The organism is Ruegeria sp. YTSA144 (assembly GCF_059610125.1).
Genome location: NZ_JBXWNA010000006.1, coordinates 59,676 through 84,834, shown reverse-complemented (window position 1 = coordinate 84,834; position 25,159 = coordinate 59,676). Strand labels below are relative to the sequence as shown.

The following is a 25,159-nucleotide window of genomic DNA, read 5'->3' as shown; positions in this document are numbered from 1 at the left end:
CGCCGTTGTGGTCGCGGCGGGGTTCTGGATTTGAGTATTTGGAAAAAGATGAAGATCAGGCGATTTCGGTCAGTCGAGCAAGCGCCTCGTTCAGTTTCGCTTCTTCCTCTTCGCGGGCGGCGAGGTTGGCTTTGGCCTCTTCCACGACTTCTGCGGGCGCCGAGGCCACGAATTTCGGGTTGTTCAGACGGCCGCGCAGGCCGCCCAGTTCCTTGGCCAGCTTGGCCCTGGCCTTTTCCAACCGTTCCTTTTCCGCGCCGATGTCGATGATATCCGCCAGCGGCAGGCCAAAGGAGGCTCCGGGGGCGGCAATCGAGATCGTGCCCTTGGGCAGTTCATCCGCTTTGGTCAGGCTGTCGATCCGCGCCAACCGCTTTATCAGCGCCTCGTTTCGGTCCCAGGCGGCCTGGCCGTGGGCGTCGATCTCGGTCACCAGCATCGGCACATAAAGACCAGCCGGAACGCGCATCTGGGCGCGGGCCGAGCGGGTGTTCTCGATCACCGAGATCACCCAGTTCATCTCGCGATCCGCGTCGGCATCGACCAGATCGGCGGCGGCATAGGTTGGCCAGTCGGCATGCACCAGCATTTTGGCGCGGCTACCCGTCAGGCCCCACAGTTCCTCGGTGATGAAGGGCATGATCGGGTGCAGCAGGACCATGCACTGGTCCAGAACCCAGCGCATTGTGGCGCGGGTCTCGGCCTGGGCCTCGGCATCGTCGCCTTGCAGCAGTGGCTTGGACAGTTCCACGTACCAGTCACAGACCTTGCCCCAGACGAAAGCATAGAGCCCGTTGGCGGCATCGTTGAAGCGATAGCTGTCCAGCGCCGCATCGACCTCTTCGCGCACGCGGGCGGTTTCGCCGATGATCCAGCGGTTGACGGCGGCTTTGGGGTTCAGGTCAGCCCCGTCCAGTTGCGGCACTGCGTCGGTGAAGACCTCGTTCATTTCGGCAAAGCGGACGGCGTTCCACAGCTTGGTGCCAAAGTTGCGATAACCGGTGATACGTTCGCGCGACAGTTTCAACACACCGCCGATGGCCGCCATCGAAGCGTTGGTAAAGCGCAGCGCGTCGGCGCCGAACTCGTCCACGATTTCCAGCGGATCGATGACGTTGCCGGTGGTCTTGGACATCTTCTTGCCCTTCTCGTCGCGGACGAGCTGGTGCAGGTAGACGGTGTGGAACGGGACCTGATCGACCACGGCCAATTGCATCATCATCATCCGGGCGACCCAGAAGAACAGGATGTCAAAACCGGTGATCAGGACATCGGTGGGGAAGTAGCGCTGCAACTCCTCGGTCTGTTCGGGCCAGCCCAGCGTGCCGATGGGCCAGAGGCCGGAGGAGAACCAGGTATCCAGCACATCCGGGTCGCGCCAAACCGGATAGACCAGCTTGGTCGGATCCTGATCAACGGCGTACTGCGCCAGGCTTTCGGCGAACCGATGGATCGCCTCCTGCTTGTCGGCGACTTCGATCACGGTCGCGTGGCTCAGAGGGCTGGGAATGTCCGCATTGTCGTCAAGGAACTTTTCGGTAACGGCCTCAAAGCTCGCGGCACATTCCATGACATTGCCACGGTGCAGCATGCCGCCTTCGTTCAGCAACCGGCCCAATTCAACCAGATCAAGGTCGCCATCATTCTCGTCGTCAATGAAGTCTTCCGCGGACAGATCGAGCCCATACCACACCGGAATCTGATGTCCCCACCACAGCTGGCGGCTGATGCACCAGGGCTCGATATTTTCCAGCCAGTGGTAATAGGTCTTCTCGCCCGACTCGGGGATGATCTTGACCGTGCCGTCCTTGACCGCGTCCAGCGCGGGGCCGACGACCTTTTCGGCATCCACGAACCACTGATCGGTGAACATCGGCTCGATCACCACCTTCGACCGGTCGCCGAAGGGCTGCATGATCGGTTTGCTCTCGACCAGCGGCACCAATTTGTCGGCCCCTTCCTGATCCGGCTTCAAAGCGGTCGAGCCCAGACGCGGATCATCCGCGCGGGTCATCACGGCCAGACCATCAGCCGTGATCTCTTCCACCACCTTGGCCCGCGCTTCGAACCGGTCGAGGCCGCGCAGATGATCCGGCACCAGATTGATCGCGTCGATTTCGTTCTCGGTGAAGGCGCGGCCGCGCGCGTATTCCTGTGCCTTGCCTGCCTCGTCTGCGTAAGGGGCTCCATCGGCTCGCATCGCGCCCTTGGTGTCCATCAGGCGATACATCGGAATACCGCCGCGTTTGGCGACCATGTTGTCGTTGAAGTCATGCGCGCCGGTGATCTTCACCGCGCCCGAGCCGAAATTCGGATCGGGGTAGTCATCGGTGATGATCGGGATCTGGCGGCGATGCTCTTTCGGACCAACCGGGATTTCGCACAGCTTGCCGACAATCGGCGCATAGCGTTCGTCCGAGGGGTGCACCGCAACCGCGCCGTCGCCCAGCATGGTCTCGGGGCGGGTGGTGGCAATGGAAATATAATCACGCTCCTCGCGGAAGATCACGTTCCCATCTTCATCTTTTTCCAAATACTCATATGTCTCACCGCCAGCCAAAGGGTATTTGAAGTGCCACATATGCCCGGCAACCTCGATATTCTCGACCTCGAGGTCCGATATCGCGGTTTCGAAATGCGGGTCCCAGTTGACCAGCCGCTTGCCGCGGTAGATCAGGCCCTTGTCGTACATGTCGACAAAAACCTTGATCACCGCGTCGTGGAAGTTGGGGCTGTTTTCGTGGCCCGTGCGCGGATCGCCCGCCGCACCGGCCATGGTAAATGCGTTGCGCGACCAGTCACAGGAAGAGCCGAGGCGCTTCAGCTGCTCGATGATGGTGCCGCCGTATTCACCCTTCCATTCCCAGACTTTCTCCAGAAACTTTTCGCGGCCCAATTCGTTGCGGCTGGGTTGTTGGGTGGCGGCCAACATCTTCTCGACCTGCATCTGGGTTGCGATGCCGGCGTGGTCCTGCCCGGGCTGCCACAACGTGTCAAAGCCACGCATCCGGTGCCAGCGGATCAGGATGTCCTGTAGAGTGTTGTTGAACGCATGGCCCACATGCAGCGCACCGGTCACGTTCGGCGGCGGGATCATGATGCAAAAGCTCTCGTCGCGCGATTTGTTCGCGCCTGCCTTGAAGGCTCCGGCCTGTTCCCAGGCCTCATAAATGCGGGCCTCGGCCTCGGCCGCGTTGAATGTCTTTTCCATCGCCATGGGATGCGTCCTGCGTCAACAAATTCGGGTCAGCGCCTGCAATAGCGAATGCGCGCGGCAAGGGGAAGGCCTAGTGCGCCTAAGCCACGCCAAAGCGTGCTTTGAAATAGGCGTCAACGCGTTGATAGGCGGGTTCATGAAAATCCAGCGTCAACAGCGAATGATCCTTGCCGGGATATTCGACCGTTTCCAGCAGATCGCCGAACGCCTGTTCAAGCGCCCGCATCAGTTTCTTGGGGGCAAGCCTGTCTTCTGAATACCGCATCGCCAGGCCGGGGCCTTTCGCGGCCATACCCGCAGAGGCCGCGCCGATGTCTTCAGCGCTCATGTGCAGATGACGGCCCCCGAGGATCGGCAGCGCAGGTTGGCTGGCGACCCCGCCCAGAACGGCGTCTTCGGCCATGAGGGTAAGGGCGAAACTGCCGGTCAGGCACATGCCGATGACGCCCACACCGGCGCTGTTTTCGCGCTGCTTGATTTCACGGGTCAAGGCGCGCATCCATCCTGCAATGGGGCTCTGCCTGCCACGGGCGAAAATGCTGAACTCGCGCCGCACGCAGAACAACCGGGCCATGTTCTTTGCCATTTCAACTTTGCCATAGGTTCCAAACAAATGAGGCAGGTAGACGCGAAAGCCGGATGTATTGAGCTTTGCGGACAACGCCAGCGTTTCTGGCCCGATCCCTGGCAGTTCCTGAAGGATCAGGATCGGTGGGCCTTCACCGCCGACATAAACGTCATGTGTGGTCGTCTGCCCGGTGGTCATCGGGGCAGAGAAGGGAAAAACGGTATCATGCGCCCAGTTCATGGCCCAAGGCTATCCGAACATCCTTTGCGCGCAAACGAATTTCGGTGAACCCCGCTGGACATCGCCGGGTCGCGGGCTAGGCTCGCCCCTGAGATCGCGCAGGAGGGCCACCCATGGAAAAGTTCGGCAGAAGCCAGCCGGTGAAACGGACCGAGGATCAACGGTTCCTTACCGGGCAGGGGCGTTACATGGATGATGCGGTGCCCGGGAACGCTTTGTTTGCCGCTTTCTACCGCAGCCCGGTGGCGCATGGTGACATCACGTCTCTGGATGTCGAGGCCGCGCGGAATGCCGACGGCGTTCGGCTGGTCATGACGCTGGAGGACCTGGCCGCATCAGGCATCGACACGGTGCTGAATGCGGCCGTCCTGCAAAACCGCGATGGGTCCAAGGCGGCTGCGCCGGACCGGCACATGCTGGCCAAGGATCGCGTGCGTTTCGTGGGCGAGCCGGTGGCAGTTGTCATTGCGGATACGCTGACGCAGGCGCAAGACGCGGTCGAGTTGATCTGGATGGATACAGAAGAACGCCCGGCCAAACTGGACGTCGATGCAGGGGGAGAGACCCTGCACGCGGAAGCGCCCGAGAACCGTGCTTTTGATTGGGGATTGGGCGACGAAACCGCGACCGAGGCTGCCTTTCAGGCCGCCGCGCATACCGTGTCGCTGAACGTCGTCGACAACAGGGTCATCATCAGTTCGCTTGAACCGCGTGGCTGCCAGGCCGATTGGTCCGAGGGGCGTCTGCATTTCTCTTACGGAGGTCAGGGCGTCTGGGCGATGAAGGCCCAACTGGCACAAAAGCTGAAACTGGATGCGGAAGACATACGCGTCACGACCCCGGATGTCGGTGGCGGGTTCGGTATGAAAGTGATGCCATACCCTGAATATTTCTGCGTCTCCGTGGCGGCGATGAAGCTGGGTCGGCCGGTGCACTGGATGTCCGACCGGTCCGAGGCGATGCTGTCTGATCATCATGGCCGGGATCTGACCTCGCTGGCCGAGCTGGCCTTTGACGCCGATCACAAGATCATTGCCTACCGGGTCCACAGCAAGGTGAATCTTGGCGCCTATAACAGCCACTTCGGTCAGGCGATCCAGACCAGCCTGTTCAGCAAGGTGTTGATGGGTGTCTATGACGTCCAGACCACTTATCTGCGGGTTGAAGGCTTCTATACGAACACGACGCAGGTCGACGCGTATCGCGGTGCAGGTCGGCCCGAGGCGATTTACGTGCTTGAACGCGCGATGGATCGCGCCGCGCGCGAACTGGGCGTCGACCCGTGGGAGCTGCGGCGCAGGAATTTCATCCGTCCCGGCGATTTCCCCTACACCTCCTCCACCGGCGAGACGTTTGATGTCGGTGATTTCGACATGGTTCTCACCCGTGCGGCTGACCAGACTACCGGGTTCGAGGCCCGCAAGGCCGCGGATGCCGAACGCGGGCTGATCCGGGGGCAGGGTCTCTGTTACTATATCGAAAGCATTTTGGGGGACCCTTCCGAAAACGCGAAGGTCGCGTTTTGCGAGGATGGAACGGTGAATCTTTACGTCGGCACACAATCGAACGGGCAGGGGCATGAGACGGTGTACGCCCAGTTCCTGTCGGATCAGACGGGAATCCCCATGGACAAGATCACCGTCATACAGGGCGATACCGACCGGCTTGCCCATGGCGGCGGCACTGGCGGGTCCCGCTCGGTCACTGTGCAAAGCACCGCCACCCTGGTCACGATTGACAAAATGATCGCCGCATTCACGCCTTATCTTGCCGATAAGATGGGGGTCGAGGAAAGTGATGTGAGTTTTGACCACGAGACATTCCGCGCGCCGGGCTCCAACCTGACGCCGACCCTGACCGAAGCCGCCGAGATGGCGCGTGCCGATGGTCGAACGGATCTGCTGCAACATGAGGCCCGCGCCAACCTGGATGCGCGCAGCTACCCGAACGGCGCGCATGTTGCCGAAGTCGTGATCGATTCCTACACCGGCGAAACCTGGGTGGACCGCTACACCGTGGTTGACGATTTTGGCAATCTTATCAATCCGATGCTGGCCGAAGGGCAGGTGCATGGCGGGGTGGTGCAGGGAATCGGGCAGGCCCTGACCGAACATGTCGTGCACGATGCACATGGGCAACTGCTCACGGCTTCGTTTATGGATTACGCCTTGCCCCGTGCAACCGACATACCCATGATTAAGTTTACCTCGGCGCCGGTCCCGTCAACTTCAAACCCGATGGGGATGAAAGGGTGTGGCGAGGCTGGCACCGTGGGCGCGCTGGCCGCTGTGGCAAACGCGGTTCAGGATGCGCTCTGGGATCACGGGGTGCGGCAGGCGGACATGCCTTTCACACCTCAAAGAGTATGGGAATTGCTGACGCATGAATCTGTCGCGGCTGAGTAGAAAGGTTCTGGGATGGCTCGGGCGGCCTTTGCGGTCCGAGCATTCCGCCGAGACGCGGCACCGCGAACCGATCAGCCATGTCATCATCCTTGATGGCACCATGTCCACCCTCGAGCCCGGATTTGAAACCCATGCCGGTCAGACATTTCGCCTGTGCTGTGAGATGGGCAGCAAGGTTTCGGTGTTCTACGAGGCAGGGGTGCAGTGGGAAAGCTGGAAGTCCTCGCTGGACGTGATGATGGGCCGGGGCATCAACCGCCAGATCCGCCGCGCCTATGGGTATTTGGCGTCCCGCTACAAGCCGGGCGACAAGATCTTTTTCATCGGTTATTCGCGCGGTGCCTATGGCGTGCGCAGTCTGGCCGGCGTGATCGACATGATCGGCCTGCTCAAGGCGGAACACGCCACCGAACGAAACATACTGCAAGCGTACCGCCACTATGAATGCAATCCAGACGGCATCGCCGCCAGCGAATTCCGCCGACGTTTCTGCCACGAAGGGGTCGAGATCGAGATGATCGGCGTCTGGGACACGGTCAAGGCGCTGGGATTGCGTCTGCCGCTGCTGTGGCGCTGGGCCGAGGATAAGCACGCCTTTCACAACCATGAGCTGGGCCCGGCCACCCGTCATGGGTATCACGCCATGGCGCTGGATGAGACGCGCGAAGTGTTCGAACCAGTTCTGTGGACCTGCACGCCCGAGTTCAAGGGTCATGTGGAACAGGTCTGGTTCCGCGGAACCCACGGCGACATAGGTGGCCAATTGAACGGCTACGAAGAGGCGCGGCCGCTGAGCAACATTTCCCTGATCTGGATGCTGGACAAGGCGGAATTGCACGGTCTGCCCTTGCCCGACGGCTGGCGCGATCGGTTTCCAATTGATCCCCATGCGCCGTCGGTTGGCACATGGCGCGGCTGGGGCAAGATTTTCCTGCTGCGAAAGCACCGCAAGGTCGGGCAGGACCCGTCAGAACGCCTGCATGTTTCCGTTTCGCCGGACGAACTGCCCGGATGGGTGGCGATGCCGAACCTGCCGACACATCCCGCGCAGTGAAAGGCTACCATGTGCCAGTGACTCCAAGATCACCGACACCTCAATGTCAGGATCGAGCCCATAGGCGACATTTTTAAGCCGTGCTGCTATGAGTTGATCTTGAGGCGATCATGCAGACGGAGACCCCGCCAAACCAAAAGGAGTGGTAAGATGATTATGCGCATTTTTCAGGTATTGGTTCGAGAAGGTAAGGAAAAGGAGTTCGGTGAGTTCTTTCACAATACCGCTGTTCCATTAATGAGGGGGACCAAGGGTATCGTACAAGTTCTTCCCGGTGCATCTCGCTCAGATAGTCCGAGAGAGTTCAGTTTCGTGATGATCTGGAAAGACCTTGCCTCTCTGAAAGCCTTTGTTGGGGAAGACTACCAGTCGCCACATATCGATGCGGCAGAAGCCGAATTGGTCGAAGCCAGAACGATTAAGCACTATGAGCTGGTTGAGAGTTGAAACTAGGCGAAATTTCGAAACAAAATGCGCAGTCCAAGCGCCTGTCATTGGCGCTGAATGTTCGGGTTTTGTTCAACGAATTGCGAAAGGTTGCTTCGTCCTGCCTAGCAGACTTTAAAGGACTCGAACCGCTCGTTCAGGAATGTCGACCCAAAGGAAATTCAGCGTCACGTAGGAAATGTCCTATGAAAAACCTTATTCTAACGTGCTGCTTCGGAACTGTTTCCCTAGGGTTCATAGCGTTTCCCTCTGCTGCACAGCCCCGGCTAGGTTGGGCGTATCAGATTGATGGGCTTGCCGCGTTTCAAGGGGACGCGGAGTTGAGTGACGGTGGCGAGTTCTCTGCAAGTCGAACATTTCTACGTGTCACCGCACTTTACAATCTGGAAGAAGGAAACTCCGTTGGGCTTTCCACCAGCTTTGGCAAGCTGGACTATAACTTCAGCCAACCGAACAACCAGCCCTGGGAAAACATCCGTGACCTTCGTATTGCTGTTCCTGTCCGGTTTCGTGTGGGTGATACTACAACGGTTTTTGTGTCGCCACAAATCAGGTGGGACTATCAAAGCGGGGCCTCCTCATCTGACGGCAGAACCTATGGTGTTTTTGCTGGTATTGCTTGGCAACTGAGCGAGCGCCTGACGATAGGCCCGGCCTTTGGTGCGTTTTCTCAATTTGACGATGGCAGTGCAGATTTTTTTTCCGGCTTTGCTGATCGACTGGGACATAAATGATCGCTGGAACTTGAACACTGGCTCTGGTGTAGGAGCGACGCAAGGTCCCGGATTGACACTGAGTTATGCGTTGAATGACACGATAGACCTATCGTTGACCGCGCGGTCGGAAAGGATTCGATTCAGGTTGGATGGGAGTGACCTTGCCCCGGGTGGAGTAGGTGAAGATAAGAGTATCCCTGTAGTTCTTTCTGTTGGGTACAACCCGAATCCTGGGGTTTCATTGAGCGTATTTGCAGGCGCAGAATTTGACGGCCTTCTGACGCTAGATGATGCGAATGGAGCGGAAATTAGTCGTCAGAGCTATGAAACAGCGCCATTGGTTGGGCTGGCGTTTAGGGTCAGGTTCTGATCACAGCATTGAGCCTGTTTGCCAGATGTGTACGCAGGTTTTCTCGCGGCCGAGTTCATACTTCTGCTTTGTCCGCAAAGCTGACGCTCCGAATTAAAACACCCTCGCAGCATTCAGCGAGGGTGTTTTCTTTGCAAGAACCCGTTACGCCTTGCGTCGTTCTTGACTATGCAACGCCTCCGGTAAGAGGCGTGGCGAAACGCCTGCGCCCTTTTCACGTTCCATAGACATGATTTAGGTTCTTGTGTTCGCAATTACCGCCGACGATCCCTGCGCGAGCTCATCGGCTGGAAGGCCACGCCCACATGCGCCTCGCAATAGGGTTTGCCCGCCTCAACCGGAAGGCCGCAGAACCAGAAATCCTCGGTCGCGGGGTCGCCCACGGGCCACTTGCAGGTTTTCTCGGTCAATTCCATCAGAGTCAGCTTCTTGGCCTTTTTTTCGATCTCGTTGACCTTGGCCAGCGCTTCGGGGCTGATCTCATTGGCCGACGGCTGCGGTGGCAGCGGCTGACCGGCGGGGATAATCTGACGGCGGGCCGGAACGACCGGTTTCGCCTCGGCGGTCGGGGCCGGGGCCGGACGCGCCGGTTCGGTCTTGGGCGCAGGTTTGGGTTTGGCCTCGGCCTTGGGGGCGGGCGCCGGTTTTTCTTTCGGTTCCGCCTTGGCCGGGGATGCGCCTGCCGTCCGGTTGGACAGGCCCAGGCGGTGCACCTTGCCGATCACCGCATTGCGGGTCACGCCGCCCAGTTCCTTGGCAATCTGGCTGGCCGACTGGCCTTCGCCCCACATCTTCTTCAGCAGTTCTACACGCTCGTCTGTCCAGGACATCGTTAGCCTTTCAAAAGCGGAAAGCGGCCCCGGATTCGGGCCGCCTTGGGAATTCGTCTCAGCCCCCTATTCTAAACACTGCTGCCCGAGTTACAAGCTGTCTTCGAATCAGTTTGAGGGCAAAACATGCAGAATCCCGCAGATCAGACCGCGCGTCGCTTCGGAGCAGTCAACTGGATGGGCCTGTACACGCTGGCGCAGCGCGAAACCCTGCGCTTTCTGGCCGTCTGGACCCAGACGGTTCTTGCACCTCTGGTTACGGCGGGGTTGTTCCTGTTGATCTTCACCATCGCCATTGGACCCAGCCGACCAGATGTCATGGGCGTGCCGTTCGTGATGTTTCTGGCACCGGGGATCATGATGATGACGGTGATCCAGAACGCCTTTGCCAATACCTCGTCCTCGATGGTGATCGCCAAGGTGCAAGGCAACATCGTTGATACATTGATGCCACCGCTGTCACCGCTCGAGATTCTGCTGGGCTATCTCGCGGGTGGCATTGCCCGCGGCGTGATGATTGCACTGGTGATCTCGATTGCGTTCCTGGTCTTGCTCTCCATCGCGCCTCAGCACCCGTTGATCGCGCTGACCTTTGTCGTTCTGGGCGGCGCGTTCATGGGCGCCTTGGGTCTGTTTGCGGGTATCTTTGCCAACAAGTTCGACCAGATGGCCGCGATCACCAACTTTATCGTCACGCCGCTGGCCTTCCTGTCGGGCACGTTCTACTCGGTCGAGGCATTGCCGCCCTTGCTGAACCGCCTGACCCATCTGAACCCGGTGTTCTATCTGATCGATGGCTTGCGGTATGGCATGATCGGGGTGTCCGACAGCTCTCCGTGGCTGGGAATGGCGGTCTGTACGTTTGCGACACTCGTGATCGGAGCCATCACCTGGCTGATGCTGCGCACCGGATATCGCCTCAAGGCTTAAGGAGGCCCGGCCATCGCGGCCGGTTGCAAGGGCCGGGATGCAGGCGCACCCGTTCCCGTCGTGTTGGGCAGGCCCTCAGGCGCGGCGTTGCACGGCTTCTCGCCAGACCAGGATCAGCCCGCCGGCCAGGAGGGTTGCGGACCCGACCAGACTGATCCAGTCGGGGATCACATCAAAGACCGCAAAGTCGTAAAGGGCGGCAAAGATCAGTGTGGCATAGCTGATCGGGGCCACAAAAGATGCGTCCGCCCGCGCCATGCCGTTGACGAAACAGGCCTGCGCGCAGGCCATCAGAACGCCGATCCCCAACAATGCTGCCCACTGCTGCGGGGTCGGCATCTGAAAGACGAAGCTGACGGCTATCGTGGCGATCACCAGCCCCATCGCGTTGTTGATCAGCAGGATCTGCATTGGTGGCTCGCGCCCGGAAAGCTTCTTGATGAAAATCAGTTCCATCCCGATCAGCGCAGCCGCCGCCAGCGCCAGAAGGGCAGCGGGCTGAAAACTGGCGGGGGTCGGACGCAGCAGGATCATCGCGCCCGTCAAGGCAACAGCCGCCGCCAGCCAGCGCCACGGACCAACCCGCTCTTGCAGCAGCGGAATGGCCAGCACCATACCGAAAACAGGGTTCAGAAAGGATATCGCCGTCGCATCCGCCATCGGAATGAAAGCAACCGAGGCGAACATCAGTGTCACCCCCGCCCAGCCGAAACTGGTCCGCCCGACGTGAAGACCCCAATGGGGCCGCACCAGCCGGGGCCGCAGAATTGCGACCGCCAGCAGGATCGCCAGCAGGGCAAACAGAAACCGCCCGTGACTGATCTGCATGGCGTGCAAGGGCGGGCCCAACGCATCCGTCCCCAGCGCCTTGGCCAGCAGCGTCGTGGCCGCGATAAAGGCGGTGGCGACAAAGATATGCGCGGCCGCAAGCGGTGGATTATGGTGTTTGGGTTCGAACATGGCCAAGCGGTGCGCGGTTGCGCGGGCGTTGGCAAGGGCAAAATTGGATCGCTTCAAAATACCGGCTTCCCAACCTGCGCAAGCATCGCTATACGGACGGCCATGATCAAACATGTGCATATCCAACTGCTCCGACGCCGACGCATCTTTGCGTAACCGGCCGGTTTGATCTCGTGTGCCCGGCAAATCGGCACAGACCTCACCAAAATTGTTGACGAACCGGGCCTTCGTGTATCACTCACGAGGCTCATACCACCTGAAAAGGATGATCCCATGATCCCGTCCGTTCTGCCGACCTACAACCGTGCGCCCCTGACATTCGTGAAGGGCGAAGGCGCCTGGCTGACCGAGGCGGATGGCCGACGTTTTCTGGACCTCGGCGCAGGGATCGCGGTGAACGCGCTGGGCCACGCCCATCCGGCCTTGGTGGCCGCGCTGACTGACCAGGCCCATGCGCTGTGGCATGTTTCGAACCTGTACAACATTCCTCAGCAACAGGCGTTGGCTGACAAGCTGGTGGAACACAGTTTTGCCGATACGGTTTTCTTCACGAACTCCGGCACGGAATCCTGCGAACTGGCCGTGAAAATGGCCCGCAAGTATTTCTATGACAAAGGTCAGCCCGAGCGGGTTGAGATCATCACCTTCGACGGTTCCTTCCACGGCCGGTCGTCAGCCGGTATCGCGGCTGCCGGGTCCGAGAAAATGACCAAAGGCTTCGGCCCGCTTCTGCCGGGTTTCGTGCATGTGGCCTTCGGCGATCTCGACGGCGTGACCGACGCCATCACCGATGAGACCGCCGCGATCCTGATCGAGCCCATCCAAGGCGAGGGCGGCATCCGCCCGGTCCCCGACGCTGAACTCAGGGCCTTGCGTCAGATCTGCGACGACAACGGGCTGCTTCTGATCCTTGATGAAGTCCAATGCGGCGTTGGCCGCACCGGCAAGCTGTTCGCGCATGAGTGGGCAGGGATCACCCCTGATATCATGATGGTCGCCAAGGGCATCGGCGGGGGCTTCCCGCTGGGGGCGGTGCTGGCGACAGAAGACGCGGCATCCGGTATGACCGCAGGCACCCACGGCTCGACATATGGTGGCAACCCGTTGGGCTGCGCGGTGGGCTGCGCGGTGATCGACCAGGTCGCAACCCCGGCCTTTCTCGAAGGCGTCAACCGCAAGGCGGGCCTCTTGCGCCAGAAACTCGAAGGCCTCGTCGCCGATCATCCCGACGTGTTCGAAGAGGTCCGCGGATCGGGCCTGATGCTCGGCCTGAAATGCAAGCCGACAAATATCGACGTGGTCAACGCTGGGTATGACAACGAAGTTATCACCGTTCCCGCCGCCGACAACGTGATCCGTCTGCTGCCGCCGCTGACCCTGACCGAGGACGATATCGCTCAGGCCATGATCCGTCTCGACAAGGCCGCTCAGCAGATCGAGACCCAGCTCCAAACCGCCTGATCTTCATTTTTTCCCAAATACTCCGGGGGTCCGGGGGCAGCGCCCCCGGCAACCGACAGCCAGGAAACGAACCGACATGAATCATTTTCTCGACATCCACAAAACCGACGCCGCCGCGCTGCGGTCCATGATCGACCAGGCCGGAGCGATGAAACAGGCCCGGTTGGGCCGCCCCAAGGCCGCGCCCGACGACGAACAGCCGCTGGCGGGCCGCATGGTCGCACTGATCTTCGAAAAGCCCTCGACGCGGACGCGCGTGTCTTTCGATGTGGGCGTGCGCCAGATGGGCGGGCAAACCATGGTGCTGTCCGGCAAGGACATGCAGTTGGGTCACGGAGAAACCATCGCCGACACCGCCCGCGTGCTGTCGCGCTATGTCGACATGATCATGATCCGCACCTTTGATGAAACCATCCTGACCGAAATGGCCGAATATTCGGACGTGCCGGTGATCAACGGCCTGACCGACCGCACCCATCCTTGCCAGATCATGGCTGATGTTCTGACATTCGAGGAACACCGCGGCTCCATCGCCGGCAAAAAGGTGGTCTGGACCGGCGATGGCAACAATGTCTGCGCCTCCTTCCTGCACGCCGCCGGTCAATTCGGCTTCGATCTGACCTTCACCGGCCCCGCTCAGCTTGACCCGGAAGAAGAGTTCATAGGGTTTGCCCGCCAGAAAGGGTCGAAAATCCTGATCGAAAGGGATCCGCACAAAGCGGTGGAAGGCGCCGACCTCGTCGTCGCAGACACCTGGGTTTCGATGCATGATTCCCAGTCGGCCAAGGAACGCCGCCACAACATGCTGCGTCCCTATCAGGTCAACGCTGAACTCATGTCGCATGCCAAACCGGATGCGCTGTTCATGCATTGCCTGCCGGCCCACCGCGAGGAAGAAGCGACCTCCGAGGTTATGGACGGACCGAACTCGGTCATTTTCGATGAGGCCGAAAACCGCCTGCACGCGCAGAAGGCGGTCATGCGCTGGTGCCTGGGCGTTTAAGGACGCCGACGGATCTCCCACACCTTCAGCTTGGCGAGTGCGCTTGCGCTCGCCAGCAGGACCAGTGCGCAGAGCGCCGTTTTGGTCATGATCTCCATCGTGCCCTCGATCAGCATGGCGTGAACAACGCTGCCGACAATCGTCACCCCGGCCAGCACGGTGTGGCTCAGCCGCCAAAGACGAAATCGCAGGCGCAGGTTCTGGCGGAAGACACCCATCAGGGCCGCCCCGAAAGCTGTCCACATGGCAATGACGCCCCAGGCCGAGAACGGTGTCGGAGAGACGAACAACAATGCATCCACCACATCCGGCGGGCTGGTAAGCCACAATCCCGCGACATGGACCACGATCGCCAGCACCAGGGACAGGCCGATCCAGCGGTGAAGGTGGCGGCTCATCATTACCGACAATCCCGGAAGGTATCTCCCGGCCAGAAGCGGTTGCAGCAACAGCAGATCCAGGCTCAGAATCCCGGCAAACCCGCCGAGGATGTAGACAGGATCGCGCCATGCAAGGTAGGGGCTGCCTGCCGCAGCGATCAGCGGAACGGCAAGGGCGGCGATCAGTGTCGCCCAGATGACACCGGTTGGGATCACCGGGATCAGAGCGGTTGCAACACGAAATGCGCAGCCAGCGTCTTGTCCTTGGAATTGGACATCACAGGCCGCAGGAACACGGTTTCGAACGCGTCGCTGTCATAGGCCAGATGCCCGTGCGGTTGACCGAATGCGGGAACGATCTGCGGCATTTCCAGCCGGAATTCACCCTTTTCATTCGTCAAAGTCGCCCCATGGCTTTGCGGGTCACGTTCGTGGCCTTCTGTGGTATGGGCCCAGATCTGAATGCGCTGGCCGGGCAGGGGTGCGCCGTCGCCCGCCCGTCGTACGGTGCCGGTCATCCAGAACCCGCCGCCACCGATCCGGTCCACGATTGGCGCGCCGGGGCGATAGTTGTTTGATCCCCCCCGCATCGAAGGCGTCGGCGCAAGCCCGGCTGCGCGGGCAGGCACCAAAAGTCCCGCGGCCCCGGTTGCGACAATGGCAGCACCTTGGGTGATCAGGGAACGACGGGACAGCAACGCATCTGTCATCGAGAAACCTCCAATACGCGATCCAATCTTGTCAGTCTGCGGCTTCCTTCCGAAACATAGCATGTTTCTTTCAAAATCCGAGGGCGTGCGCGGTTGGAAACCTGCACCCTCACGGTTCTGTGTTTGATTCCGTGCGTCGAAACGAATCTCTTTGACCTCTCGTGCTGTGCGGTGCGATGCTCGGGGCCACCAAAACACATCGGGATGATCCTTCCATGACGACAGCAGATCTGGTTACACAGGAAGACATTGCCGCCTTCCAACGCGATGGGGCTGTTGTTCTGCGGTCGAAGTTTTCATCTGACTGGTTGTCATTGCTACGCGCAGGTATCGACGCCGACCTTGACACTCCGACGGACAATTTCACCCGTCATACCAGGGATCCGAACGCCCCGGGCTATTTCGAAGACTACTGGGCCTGGAACAAGATCCCGCAATTCAAGGAATTCGTTCACAATTCCCCCTGCGCACCGCTTGCTGCCGGGTTGCTGGGGGCGCCATCCATCAACCTTGTCATGGACAACTGGTTCCTGCGCGAGGCCGGCTCGACCTCGCGCCCGCCCTTCCATCAGGATCTGTCTTACTTCGACTTCGAAGGCACGATGTGTGTCCTTTGGTTGCCGCTGGAACCCGTGACCAAGGAAAACGGCATCGCTTTCGTGAAGGGCTCACACCTGTGGGACAAGCTGTTCATGCGGGTGCGGTTTGCCGATGGTCATCCCAGCCATCAACCCACCGAAGTTGCCGGGCAGACCTATCACCCGCCACCTGATGTCAATGCCGACCCCGGCGCGTATGACTTGCTGCAATGGGATCTGGAGCTTGGGGATTGCATTTTCTTCGACATGCGAACGCTGCATGACGGGTTGTCCTCGACCACGCCGTCGGAAACGGTGCGGCGCTTCACCCTTCGCATGACGGCGCCTGATGGTGTCATCCGATATCGCGGCGACTGGGCCAAGGACGAGCGCGCGCAGTTCGAGGCAGCAGGCTATGGTCAGGGGGATCGGATTGACGGACCGTTTTTCCCGCAACTCTGGCCGCGTTGATCGAAACGGCGCCGCACTTAATCTGTGCAATCGTGCACTTTATAGGCGGCTTTGCGCGGCTATTTCTTACCTGAGTGAACGCAGACGGCTTGGCCACCTGCAACGAAGGGAGAGCTGAAATGAGTTGGAACCCGACACACAATCCGGACTGCATCTCGGAAAATCCGGCGCTGGACACGTTGATCATCCCGCGTGCCCGTGACCTCGGAGGGTTCGAGGTGCGCCGCGCGCTGCCTTCGGTAAAACGACAGTTGGTGGGCCCGTTCATCTTTTTCGATCAAATGGGGCCCGCTGAATTCATCACCGAAGGCGGCATCGACGTGCGCCCCCACCCGCATATCGGTCTGGGCACGGTCACTTACCTGTATCAGGGCGAGTTCGAGCACCGCGACAGCCTTGGCACACATCAGATGATCTATCCCGGCGAGGTCAACTGGATGGTCGCAGGCCGTGGTGTGACCCATTCAGAACGCACCAGCGACGAGACCCGAAGCAGGAAACACAGCCTGTTCGGCATTCAGACCTGGATCGCCTTGCCCGAAGCGCATGAGGACATGGCCCCGGATTTCGAACATCACAAACAGGCCGCGCTGCCGCATCTTCAGGATGCGGGCGTCAGCGCCCGGTTGATCCTGGGGTCGGCCTATGGTGAGACCAGCCCGGTCACGATGTTGTCCGAAACCTTCTATCTCGATGTGCAATTGGAACCCGGCGCGTCCTTCCCTCTGCCTGACGACCATGAAGACCGCGGTGTCTATGTCACGCAAGGTTCGGTCGAAATCGCGGGCGACAGGTTTGACGAGGGCCGCATGATGGTGTTCCGGCCCGGGGACAAGCTGTCTGTCACGGCGGGCGCACTGGGCGCGCGGCTGATGCTGCTGGGCGGAGCGACCCTGAATGAAGACCGCTACATCTGGTGGAATTTCGTTTCGTCTTCGAAGGAAAAGATCGAAACCGCAACCCGTGAGTGGAAAAGCGCCGATTGGGCCAAAGGTGCGTTTCAACTGCCTCCGGGTGACGATCAGGAATTTATCCCTATTTCCAAAGAGCTTGAGCGCACAAAACCCCGGCTGGCCCGCTAGCGTGCGACGTCGAGGGCAAGCGGGCTTGTGTCACGGGTCGTTTGCGGTGATCCTTTTCGGGTGTACCGGAGGGGGTATCATGAAACTTGTCCTTGCAGGCGCAGGCAGCATTGGCTGCTTCTGCGGAGCCTTGCTGGCCCGGTCGGGGCACTCCGTGACCCTGTTGGGACGCGCACATGTGCTGGACCCGATCCGTGAGCGCCGGCTCAGGGTTACGGATTTTGACGGCCTTGATTACACGGTCCCGCCGGAATCGCTCGTGCTCAGCGAAGATCCGGCCTGCCTGGGCCAGGCCGAGCTTGTCATTGTAACGGTCAAATCTGGCGCAACATCGGATATGGCCGAGCAGATAAGTGCCTTTGCACCCCGGGACGTGCCTGTCCTGTCCTGGCAGAACGGGATCGAGGCCGCCACAACACTGCGCAATGCCCTTCCCGGGCGCGACATACGCGCCGGAATGGTTCCGTTCAACGTGGTGCCAAACGGCCCCGCTACCTATCACCGGGCCACGTCCGGAGAGATTGTCATCCAAAGCGGCGCCGGCGATCTGGCCGCGCAGCTGAGCAGCGCGGACCTTCCCGTTGCGTCCAGCGACCAGATCGAGGCCGTGCAATGGGGCAAGCTGGTGATCAACCTGAACAATGCGCTCAATGCTTTGTCCGGCCTCGCGCTGGTAGATCAGCTGATGAGCCGCGACTGGCGCAATCTCATGGCGGATCAGATGTCCGAGGCGCTGACTGTCCTCAAGGCGGCGGGTCATCCCGTGGCCTCGACCACACCGCTTCCGGCATGGATGACCCCGCATATTCTGCGGCTGCCGACACCGCTGTTCACCCGGATCGCGGCCCGGATGCTGACGATCGACCCGCATGCGCGAACGTCCATGGCCTATGACCTCATGGCCGAACGCCAAACGGAAATTGACAGTCTGCAAGGGCATATCATCCGGATGGGTCACGAAACCGGAGTGCCAACGCCCATCTGCACGCAGGTGTCCGACCTGATCAAACATGCACCCGATCACCCGTTGTCGCCGGAACAGATCAGGCTCTGACGTCATCGCTCAGGCGAATGCGGTCAGCACCCAGTAAATGATGGCCGACATGGTTGCGGCGGCGGGCACGGTGACAATCCATGCGGCCACGATGGTCATGAAATGCGACCTTCGTACCAGCTTGCGACGGCGGTATTCTTCCGGGGCAAGGTGTTGCGCTGTGCGCTGAAGCTTTCCCTGTTTGCGCCGGCGCTCAGCATCCCACTCGCGGTAGAAGCCGACGCCAAAGACTGCACCAACGGCGATATGGGTCGAACTGACCGGCAGGCCCAGCCAACTGGCCAGAATCACGGTGATCGCCGCCGACAGGGCGACGCAAAAGGCGCGTATCGGGTTCAGCTTGGTGATCTGGCGGCCCACCATCCGGATCAGCCTGGGGCCGAACAGGAACAGACCGAAGGAAATCCCGAACGCTCCGATGATCATCACCCAAAGCGGGATGGAAACCGTTGCGGCGAACTCTTCGAATTCAGCCGCGTGAACAATCGCGGCCAACGGGCCGACCGCATTGGCCACGTCATTTGCGCCGTGGGCGAAACTCAGGAACGTGGCCGAGATCACAAGCGGCAGGCCAAACAGCGTTTTCAGCGACCGGGTCCGGTTCTCCATTCCTTCTGATTTGCGTTTGACCCACGGGACGGTCACGGACCAGGTCAGCAGCCCCACACCCAACCCGATCAGCAAAGCCATCTTGAGGTCGATTGTCACGATCCGCTTCAGCCCTTTGACGGACATATACGTGGCAAAGGCCCCTGCCATCACCGCCAAAAGGATGGGCACCCATTTGCGCGAGGCGGCAATCTTGTCGTCCTGATGCTGGATCTTCGACCTGATCAGCGCCAGAAAAGCCGCCGCAACCGCACCCCCGAGTATCGGCGAAATCACCCAGCTGGCTGCAATTGCGCTCATTGTGCCCCAGCTCACCGCGCTCAGGCCCGCTGCGGCAATGCCTGCACCCATGACCCCACCCACGACTGAATGCGTGGTGGACACAGGGGCACCGATCCAGGTTGCCAGGTTGACCCACATGGCTGACGATATCAGCGCCGCCATCATGGCCCAGATGAACACCTCGTTGTTTTGCACCGAGGCCGGATCGATGATCTCCTTGGAGATGGTCGAGACCACATCACCCCCCGCAAGCAAAGCGCCTGCGCTTTCGGCAATGGCGGCAATCACGATGGCGCCGCCCATGGTAAGCACATTCGCGCCGACCGCGGGGCCCATGTTGTTGGCCACGTCATTGGCACCGACATTGATCGCCATATAGGCCCCGAACGCGGCCGCCGCGACCACGATATGGCTGCCATCCGCCCGACCGAACAGGACCACCGCCGTCAGCCCGGCCAGCGCCATGAAGGCCAGCGCGACCCCCGGTGCCAGCAGGTGGCGCGCGACATGGATGTTGGCGGTCTCGACCCGCGAAATTCGGTGCAGGTCGCTGTCCAACGTTTGCCAGCGTGGTTTCGGATTCGTGTCAGACATGAACTTGGTCAAATATTGAGGGATCGTGCGCCACTAACGGTATCCGGCTGCTCAGGCAAGCTGGGTGCCATCAAAATGTTGCGAATTCCTTACAGTTTGCGCAACAAGGCCTGAAGCTCGGGCTCCTGCACCAGCGTGGCCGCTTCAGCCGGTGAAAACCAGCTGCGCTCGCGCTGATCGGCCTCGGGAAAGTCATCGGCCAGCGCACGTACCGAAATCCTGTAGACATTGGTCAATACCGGTTGCGCTGATCCGTCTTTGAGGATCTTGTCATAAGTGAATTGACCGATGGGTTCATCGTGAACCGCATCCGCGCGTACCCCGGCCTCTTCCCAGGCCTCCTGAAGGGCTGTTTCCGCGCCACTCAAACCATCGATGGGCCAGCCTTTCGGGATGATCCAGCGTTTGGTGTCACGGCTGGTGATCAGTAGGACCTGGTCCTGCCCGTCATGAACGCGGGTGCACAACGCCGCAAACTGCACCCGTCGGGGGCGCAGGAACAGCGGTCGTCCGACCTCTTCCCAGATATTTTGCAGCCATGCATTCATCAGTTTTTTTGTCTGTCTACTCTATGCCTTCAAAGCCGACATGACTTAACACCGGAAATGGTGGGTTTCAAATAGACCTTCCAATTTTGGCCGGTTTTTGAGGGTTTGCCGGGTTGTTTCGTGGATTTTGGGCAAAGCTCGGGTTTTTCTGACGGTTCTATTCCCGTCTGCGCTTCGCCCTCAGCGTGGGATCAGCCCGGGTCGGGTCTTCGGGCCAGGGATGTTTGGGATATTGCGCCCTCATGTCCTTGCGTACATCCGCGTAAGAGCCAGCCCAGAAACCGGGCAGGTCGCGCGTTATCTGGATCGGGCGCTGCGCCGGTGACAGCAGGGTGATCTTCAAAGGCTGGCCGCCGATTGCCGGGTGTCGGGTCACGCCAAACACTTCCTGCAAGCGGACCGAGATTTCAGGCACGGCAGCGCTGTAATCAATTGGCACCTTGCGCCCCAGGGGCGTTTCAAATGACCCCGGAGCGCGCCGGTCCAGGTCCTGCATCTGTGCCCAGTCCAACCGCGCGCGCAGGGCGGGCAAAAGGTCGAATTTCTTCCAGTCTTCGGCGCTTTTGACCCCTGACAGCATGGGCAGCAACCAGTCGTCCATCTCGGCCATCAGGCCCTCGACAGAGAAATCGGGCAAATCAACGCCATCGGCACGCACCAGTTCGACACGGGCGGCCAGGCGCGCGGCGGCACCTTCCAGCCGCAAGCCCAGATCGCGGATCCCGTCCAGCATCGCGCGCGCCACGGCGTCGTCTGGAACGTCCTTCCAGATGCGGTCATCCAGCGTGATCGCGCCGAACCGCTCTTGCCGCCGCGACACGACCCGCCGCTCGCGTTTCGACCAGGCGCAAGTTTCGACCCAATTGATCTGATCCGCGAACAGATCGCGGATATCGCGTTCCGAAATCTGCGTGGCCATCCGGACCTTCGCCTCGCGCGGGTTGCCATCCGTGTCGATGACGACCAGAAACGGAGCGTTGGCCAGTGGATCCGCACTGTCCAGAACAACGCCTTTTCCCCCTGACAGCACATAGCGCGGCGCGTCACCCTTGCGCCGCTGTCCGATGCGGTCAGGATAGGCCAGCGCAGCCATGGCGGCGGGGCTCAGATCGGCCGAGTCGCCCTTGGCCTGTTTCCGCAGCCGTCTGGTCTCGGCATTGATCCGATCCACGGCGCCCATGTTGACCTGCCAGACCCTGTTGCGCTGAAAGGCCCGGGGATCGCGCAGCGCCTCTTGCCGCAGGGTGATATCCACCGGAGCACCGCGAAGGGGGTCACGCTCTGCCATCAACGCCGCCAAGGGGGCCGCGTTCGGACCGGCCCGCACAAGCATATGCCCCAACCGGGGATGCAAGGGCAGCGCCGCCAGGGCGCGCCCATGATCGGTGATCCGTCCATTGGTGTCGAGTGCGCCCAGCATCGTCAGCAAAGCCCGCGCCTCGGCCATCGTCCCTTCGGGAGGTGGAGTCAGGAAGGCAAGATCGGCCGGGTCGGCGCCCCACAGTGACAGCTCCAGCGCCAGCCCGGTCAGGTCAGCCGCTTCGATCTCGGCAGGCGGGTAGGCCGCCAGCGCACCGTCTTCCCCCTTCGACCAGAGCCGGTAACACACCCCTTCGGCCACACGTCCGGCCCGGCCCGCACGCTGTGTGGCCTCGGCCCGGGTCACCCGTTCGGTCACCAGCCGTGACATGCCCGATCCCGGATCGAACCGTGCTCGTCGGGCCTGCCCCATGTCCACAACAACCTTGATATCGGGGATCGTCAGCGACGTTTCGGCAATCGACGTCGCCAGCACGACTTTGCGCCCATGTTCCACCGGGGCAATCGCGGCACGCTGGGCCGCAAAGGGCATGGCTCCGAACAACGGGCGCACAACGCAACTGTCGGGCAGCAGACCGTTCAAAAGGCTTTCAGCGCGTCGGATTTCGCCCTCTCCCGGCAGGAAAACCAGAATCCCACCACCTGACTTGCGCGTGTCACGCTCGGCCTGAACCACCAGATCGACCAACCCATCCAACCGCCGCGCTTGCGGTCCCAATGGCCGATCCAGCCAGCGCGTCTCAACCGGAAAGCTGCGCCCGTCCGATGTGACCAGAGGGGCCGCCATCAACGCGCCGACGGGATCTGCATCCAGCGTGGCTGACATGGCCAGCAGGATCAGATCGTCCCGCAATGCGCCCGTCACCTCGAGGCACAAGGCCAGCCCCAGATCGGCGTTCAGAGACCGTTCATGGAATTCATCGAAAATCACCGCGCTGATGCCGGGCAGGTCGGGGTCAGATTGCAGCATCCGGGTCAGGATGCCCTCGGTCACCACTTCGATCCGGGTGTCTTTTGACACTTTCGCCTCGCCGCGCACACGGTAACCCACGGTCTGGCCTGTGCGCTCTCCCAAGGTCTCGGCCATCCGTTCGGCTGCGGCCCGGGCCGCCAGCCGCCGGGGCTCCAGCATCACGATCCTGCCGTCGCACAGACCTGCCTCGAGCATTGCCAGAGGAACCCGCGTGGTCTTGCCTGCACCGGGTGGTGCCTGAAGCACCGCGCGACCCTGCGCACGTAAAGTGTCCAGCAGTTCGGGTATGGCGTCGTCGATGGGCAGGCGTATCGTCATCCGGCTCTTATCCGCCATCATGCAGGTGGCGTCCAGTTCTCGCAGGGTGCGAGCACCTTGGTGCAACCCATGGTGCCAAGACCATAACCGGAAGTGTCACGCGGCGCACGAATTGACGCAGCTATTGCCTTGATCGCATTTCCAGAGACCTCCGGTCTGGACAAACGCCCCCGGAGCGCGGCAACTATTCCTGCCTCTAGGATCGGGACAAGAATGCAGACAGACAACCTCAGCGACAGGATTTTGAAGGGCGAGCGCCGGGCGCTGGCACGTGCGATCACTCTGGTGGAAAGCAACCGCGCCGATCATCGCGCACAGGCCAGCGAGCTGTTGGCCCAGCTCGCAGGATCGGGGCGTCAGGCGCTGCGGATCGGTTTGTCGGGTACGCCCGGGGTGGGCAAGTCCACCTTCATCGAAAGCTTTGGCATGATGCTGACGGGGCAGGGGCTGCGTGTCGCGGTTCTGGCGGTTGATCCAAGTTCGGCTCGGTCAGGGGGGTCGATTCTGGGTGACAAAACCCGGATGGAACGCCTGAGCCGCGAGAAGAACGCCTTTATCCGCCCCTCCCCCAGCCAGAGCCATCTCGGCGGCGTTGCCCGGCGGACCCGCGAGGCCATCGCCCTGTGCGAGGCCGCGGGATATGACGTGGTGCTGATTGAAACCGTGGGCGTCGGGCAGTCCGAAACGGTGGTGTCCGAATTGTCGGACCTGTTCCTGTTGCTGTTGGCCCCGGCGGGCGGGGATGAATTGCAGGGTGTGAAACGTGGCATCATGGAGATGGCCGACATCATCCTGATCAACAAGGCGGATGGTGACCTGAAGGCCACGGCGACCCGGACATGCGCAGATTATGCCGGCGCGCTGCGATTGCTGCGCAAACGCCCGCAGGATCCCGAAGGTTTCCCCAAGGCAATGACCGTTTCAGCGGTCGAAGAACAGGGGCTGGAGCAAGCCTGGGACGAGATGCAATCCCTGATCCAATGGCGCCGCGACAACGGTATCTGGGAGGCCAACCGCGCGGCGCAGGCGCGATACTGGTTCGATCAGGAGGTCCGCCATGCCCTTCTGGCCCGGCTCGACACGCCGCAGGCCAAGGCCGAGATGGAGCGCCTGAACGCCGAAGTCTCGGCCGGGCGTCTGAACCCGGTCCGCGCGGCCGAGGAACTGCTTGGCACGCTGAGCTGACGGGGTGAAAGGGGCAAGGTTTGAAAGGCGGGCGCAAAATGAAAGAATTCGTCCGGTCCGTCTTGACCCTTCCTGCGATTCCCACTACACGCATCCAACCAGTTTTCGGGCGCGACTTCGGGTTGTGCCCCTTGTGATTTGGCCGAGGGCTTTGTGCCCGGCCTCCAGAAACAAAGGAAGAAACCATGTCGCGCCGTTGCGAACTGACCGGAAAAGGCCCGATGACTGGCAACAATGTCAGCCATGCCAAAAACAGAACTCGTCGTCGTTTCCTGCCGAACCTGAATGACGTTACCTTGCAGTCCGAGACCCTGGGCCGCGGCGTGAAGCTGCGCATCTCGGCAGCCGCTCTGCGTTCGGTTGACCACCGCGGTGGCCTGGACGCATTCCTGGCCAAAGCCAAGGACGAAGAACTGTCGGCGAACGCGCTGAAAGTGAAGAAGGAAATTGCCAAGGCGCAAGCCACGGCCTAAGCCTTTTCGCTTACGGTTTTCAGGCCCTGCACCTCTGAGGTGCAGGGTTTTTTCGTTTTGAGACGCCCGCTGCCGCCTTGCATTGTTTTCAATTTCGAAATTATTTTTCGCCATTGGTGAATTGCTTCACATACGGACTCACGAATCTGACCTAACGTCACTGTTATTCATCAGGCGGGGGCCTCACTATGACGTTAAAAAGTTTCTACCTTTTCCTGTTTCTGGCCGCGGTTTTTCGCAAAGCAATTTCGGCTTGTACGCGGATGCAGCGCAGGGTGAATCGTTCCCACACCAGCTTCAATACAAGCAAGGTGAAACGACCGGGAATTGATTACTGAAACCAGCTTCAAGCGCGACCCTTTGGCGCTTGAAGCTACTCTG

Annotated in this window: 21 protein-coding genes; 12 read left to right on the top strand and 9 right to left on the bottom strand. The window is 60.7% G+C overall.

Annotated elements, in window-relative coordinates; genetic code table 11:
- Nucleotides 1–55: 55 nt before the first annotated feature.
- Both AC2FF8_RS13825 and AC2FF8_RS13820 read right to left on the bottom strand, forming a co-directional pair.
- Nucleotides 56–3,217 (bottom strand): valine--tRNA ligase, encoded by a 3,162-nt coding sequence (locus AC2FF8_RS13825; RefSeq protein WP_496879954.1) that lies wholly within the window; start codon nt 3,215–3,217, stop codon nt 56–58.
- Between the two features lie 79 nt (nt 3,218–3,296).
- Nucleotides 3,297–4,025, bottom strand: coding sequence for a dienelactone hydrolase family protein (locus AC2FF8_RS13820; protein ID WP_496879953.1), 729 nt, complete (start codon nt 4,023–4,025; stop codon nt 3,297–3,299).
- A 113-nt stretch (nt 4,026–4,138) separates the two neighbouring features.
- On the opposite strand from AC2FF8_RS13820, the gene AC2FF8_RS13815 reads away from it, so the two are divergent.
- The 4 genes from AC2FF8_RS13815 (at nt 4,139) to AC2FF8_RS13800 (ending at nt 8,665) form a co-directional block, all read left to right on the top strand.
- Nucleotides 4,139–6,430, top strand: a complete 2,292-nt coding sequence (locus AC2FF8_RS13815) for a xanthine dehydrogenase family protein molybdopterin-binding subunit (protein ID WP_496879952.1) — start codon at nt 4,139–4,141, stop codon at nt 6,428–6,430.
- Complete coding sequence (locus tag AC2FF8_RS13810) at nt 6,408–7,484, top strand: T6SS phospholipase effector Tle1-like catalytic domain-containing protein (RefSeq protein WP_496879951.1); 1,077 nt, start codon at nt 6,408–6,410, stop codon at nt 7,482–7,484. The genes AC2FF8_RS13815 and AC2FF8_RS13810 overlap by 23 nt, the downstream gene beginning before the upstream one ends.
- Nucleotides 7,485–7,634: 150 nt before the next feature.
- On the top strand, nt 7,635–7,931 hold the full coding sequence (locus AC2FF8_RS13805) for an antibiotic biosynthesis monooxygenase family protein (RefSeq protein WP_496879950.1): 297 nt from the start codon (nt 7,635–7,637) through the stop codon (nt 7,929–7,931).
- 185 nt (nt 7,932–8,116) lie between these two features.
- On the top strand, nt 8,117–8,665 hold the full coding sequence (locus AC2FF8_RS13800; RefSeq protein ID WP_496879949.1) for a hypothetical protein: 549 nt from the start codon (nt 8,117–8,119) through the stop codon (nt 8,663–8,665).
- Between the two features lie 606 nt (nt 8,666–9,271).
- Here the strand turns inward: AC2FF8_RS13800 and AC2FF8_RS13795 are convergent.
- A complete protein-coding gene (locus AC2FF8_RS13795) occupies nt 9,272–9,847 on the bottom strand; it encodes a GcrA family cell cycle regulator (RefSeq protein WP_170345039.1) in 576 nt (191 codons plus the stop codon).
- A gap of 126 nt (nt 9,848–9,973) precedes the next feature.
- Between AC2FF8_RS13795 and AC2FF8_RS13790 the strand changes: the two genes are divergently transcribed.
- The gene (locus AC2FF8_RS13790) at nt 9,974–10,777 is read left to right on the top strand and encodes an ABC transporter permease (RefSeq protein ID WP_170345040.1); all 804 of its coding nucleotides are present in this window, start codon (nt 9,974–9,976) and stop codon (nt 10,775–10,777) included.
- Nucleotides 10,778–10,852: 75 nt separating this feature from the next.
- Here the strand turns inward: AC2FF8_RS13790 and AC2FF8_RS13785 are convergent, their stop codons facing one another.
- Nucleotides 10,853–11,737, bottom strand: coding sequence for a DMT family transporter (locus AC2FF8_RS13785; protein WP_496880055.1), 885 nt, complete (start codon nt 11,735–11,737; stop codon nt 10,853–10,855).
- Nucleotides 11,738–12,010: 273 nt separating this feature from the next.
- On the opposite strand from AC2FF8_RS13785, the gene AC2FF8_RS13780 reads away from it, so the two are divergent.
- Nucleotides 12,011–13,198, top strand: a complete 1,188-nt coding sequence (locus AC2FF8_RS13780) for an aspartate aminotransferase family protein (RefSeq protein WP_496879948.1) — start codon at nt 12,011–12,013, stop codon at nt 13,196–13,198.
- Between the two features lie 76 nt (nt 13,199–13,274).
- The gene (argF, locus tag AC2FF8_RS13775; protein WP_496879947.1) at nt 13,275–14,201 is read left to right on the top strand and encodes an ornithine carbamoyltransferase; all 927 of its coding nucleotides are present in this window, start codon (nt 13,275–13,277) and stop codon (nt 14,199–14,201) included.
- Here argF and AC2FF8_RS13770 read toward each other — a convergent pair.
- On the bottom strand, nt 14,198–14,797 hold the full coding sequence (locus AC2FF8_RS13770) for a ferric reductase-like transmembrane domain-containing protein (RefSeq protein ID WP_496879946.1): 600 nt from the start codon (nt 14,795–14,797) through the stop codon (nt 14,198–14,200). The genes argF and AC2FF8_RS13770 overlap by 4 nt on opposite strands.
- Nucleotides 14,798–14,802: 5 nt before the next feature.
- A complete protein-coding gene (locus tag AC2FF8_RS13765; protein ID WP_496879945.1) occupies nt 14,803–15,291 on the bottom strand; it encodes a twin-arginine translocation pathway signal in 489 nt (162 codons plus the stop codon).
- Between the two features lie 215 nt (nt 15,292–15,506).
- Here AC2FF8_RS13765 and AC2FF8_RS13760 point away from each other — a divergent pair, with 215 nt between their 5' ends.
- From AC2FF8_RS13760 to AC2FF8_RS13750, 3 genes are all read left to right on the top strand, one after another.
- Nucleotides 15,507–16,340 carry a phytanoyl-CoA dioxygenase family protein gene (locus tag AC2FF8_RS13760; RefSeq protein WP_496879944.1) on the top strand — a complete coding sequence of 278 codons (834 nt, stop codon included), beginning with the start codon at nt 15,507–15,509 and terminating at the stop codon, nt 16,338–16,340.
- Nucleotides 16,341–16,459: 119 nt separating this feature from the next.
- Complete coding sequence (locus AC2FF8_RS13755; protein ID WP_496879943.1) at nt 16,460–17,422, top strand: pirin family protein; 963 nt, start codon at nt 16,460–16,462, stop codon at nt 17,420–17,422.
- Nucleotides 17,423–17,501: 79 nt separating this feature from the next.
- Nucleotides 17,502–18,476 carry a 2-dehydropantoate 2-reductase gene (locus AC2FF8_RS13750; protein WP_170345046.1) on the top strand — a complete coding sequence of 325 codons (975 nt, stop codon included), beginning with the start codon at nt 17,502–17,504 and terminating at the stop codon, nt 18,474–18,476.
- Nucleotides 18,477–18,485: 9 nt separating this feature from the next.
- On the opposite strand, the gene AC2FF8_RS13745 is transcribed toward AC2FF8_RS13750, so the two are convergent.
- From AC2FF8_RS13745 to hrpB, 3 genes are all read right to left on the bottom strand, one after another.
- A complete protein-coding gene (locus AC2FF8_RS13745; RefSeq protein ID WP_480685409.1) occupies nt 18,486–19,961 on the bottom strand; it encodes an inorganic phosphate transporter in 1,476 nt (491 codons plus the stop codon).
- A gap of 89 nt (nt 19,962–20,050) precedes the next feature.
- Nucleotides 20,051–20,509, bottom strand: coding sequence for an NUDIX hydrolase (locus AC2FF8_RS13740; RefSeq protein WP_257600259.1), 459 nt, complete (start codon nt 20,507–20,509; stop codon nt 20,051–20,053).
- 157 nt (nt 20,510–20,666) lie between these two features.
- Entirely contained in the window at nt 20,667–23,120 is a 2,454-nt protein-coding gene (hrpB, locus tag AC2FF8_RS13735; RefSeq protein WP_496879942.1) for an ATP-dependent helicase HrpB, read from the bottom strand.
- A gap of 213 nt (nt 23,121–23,333) precedes the next feature.
- On the opposite strand from hrpB, the gene meaB reads away from it, so the two are divergent.
- On the top strand, nt 23,334–24,305 hold the full coding sequence (gene meaB / locus AC2FF8_RS13730) for a methylmalonyl Co-A mutase-associated GTPase MeaB (protein ID WP_425079750.1): 972 nt from the start codon (nt 23,334–23,336) through the stop codon (nt 24,303–24,305).
- 185 nt (nt 24,306–24,490) lie between these two features.
- The gene (gene rpmB, locus AC2FF8_RS13725; protein WP_050603240.1) at nt 24,491–24,778 is read left to right on the top strand and encodes a 50S ribosomal protein L28; all 288 of its coding nucleotides are present in this window, start codon (nt 24,491–24,493) and stop codon (nt 24,776–24,778) included.
- The last annotated feature ends 381 nt before the right edge of the window (nt 24,779–25,159 follow it).

What these genes read in the sequence shown, in the direction of transcription:
- AC2FF8_RS13810 (WP_496879951.1), top strand. Translation starts at nt 6,408, where the DNA reads ATGAATCTGTCGCGGCTGAGTAGAAAGGTTCTGGGATGGCTCGGGCGG.
- AC2FF8_RS13820 (WP_496879953.1), bottom strand. Translation starts at nt 4,025, where the DNA reads ATGAACTGGGCGCATGATACCGTTTTTCCCTTCTCTGCCCCGATGACC.
- AC2FF8_RS13745 (WP_480685409.1), bottom strand. Translation starts at nt 19,961, where the DNA reads ATGTCTGACACGAATCCGAAACCACGCTGGCAAACGTTGGACAGCGAC.
- AC2FF8_RS13780 (WP_496879948.1), top strand. Translation starts at nt 12,011, where the DNA reads ATGATCCCGTCCGTTCTGCCGACCTACAACCGTGCGCCCCTGACATTC.
- AC2FF8_RS13825 (WP_496879954.1), bottom strand. Translation starts at nt 3,217, where the DNA reads ATGGCGATGGAAAAGACATTCAACGCGGCCGAGGCCGAGGCCCGCATT.
- AC2FF8_RS13795 (WP_170345039.1), bottom strand. Translation starts at nt 9,847, where the DNA reads ATGTCCTGGACAGACGAGCGTGTAGAACTGCTGAAGAAGATGTGGGGC.
- AC2FF8_RS13760 (WP_496879944.1), top strand. Translation starts at nt 15,507, where the DNA reads ATGACGACAGCAGATCTGGTTACACAGGAAGACATTGCCGCCTTCCAA.
- AC2FF8_RS13755 (WP_496879943.1), top strand. Translation starts at nt 16,460, where the DNA reads ATGAGTTGGAACCCGACACACAATCCGGACTGCATCTCGGAAAATCCG.
- AC2FF8_RS13740 (WP_257600259.1), bottom strand. Translation starts at nt 20,509, where the DNA reads ATGAATGCATGGCTGCAAAATATCTGGGAAGAGGTCGGACGACCGCTG.
- AC2FF8_RS13815 (WP_496879952.1), top strand. Translation starts at nt 4,139, where the DNA reads ATGGAAAAGTTCGGCAGAAGCCAGCCGGTGAAACGGACCGAGGATCAA.
- AC2FF8_RS13805 (WP_496879950.1), top strand. Translation starts at nt 7,635, where the DNA reads ATGATTATGCGCATTTTTCAGGTATTGGTTCGAGAAGGTAAGGAAAAG.
- meaB (WP_425079750.1), top strand. Translation starts at nt 23,334, where the DNA reads ATGCAGACAGACAACCTCAGCGACAGGATTTTGAAGGGCGAGCGCCGG.
- AC2FF8_RS13800 (WP_496879949.1), top strand. Translation starts at nt 8,117, where the DNA reads ATGAAAAACCTTATTCTAACGTGCTGCTTCGGAACTGTTTCCCTAGGG.
- hrpB (WP_496879942.1), bottom strand. Translation starts at nt 23,120, where the DNA reads ATGACGATACGCCTGCCCATCGACGACGCCATACCCGAACTGCTGGAC.
- argF (WP_496879947.1), top strand. Translation starts at nt 13,275, where the DNA reads ATGAATCATTTTCTCGACATCCACAAAACCGACGCCGCCGCGCTGCGG.
- AC2FF8_RS13785 (WP_496880055.1), bottom strand. Translation starts at nt 11,737, where the DNA reads ATGTTCGAACCCAAACACCATAATCCACCGCTTGCGGCCGCGCATATC.
- AC2FF8_RS13790 (WP_170345040.1), top strand. Translation starts at nt 9,974, where the DNA reads ATGCAGAATCCCGCAGATCAGACCGCGCGTCGCTTCGGAGCAGTCAAC.
- rpmB (WP_050603240.1), top strand. Translation starts at nt 24,491, where the DNA reads ATGTCGCGCCGTTGCGAACTGACCGGAAAAGGCCCGATGACTGGCAAC.
- AC2FF8_RS13765 (WP_496879945.1), bottom strand. Translation starts at nt 15,291, where the DNA reads ATGACAGATGCGTTGCTGTCCCGTCGTTCCCTGATCACCCAAGGTGCT.
- AC2FF8_RS13750 (WP_170345046.1), top strand. Translation starts at nt 17,502, where the DNA reads ATGAAACTTGTCCTTGCAGGCGCAGGCAGCATTGGCTGCTTCTGCGGA.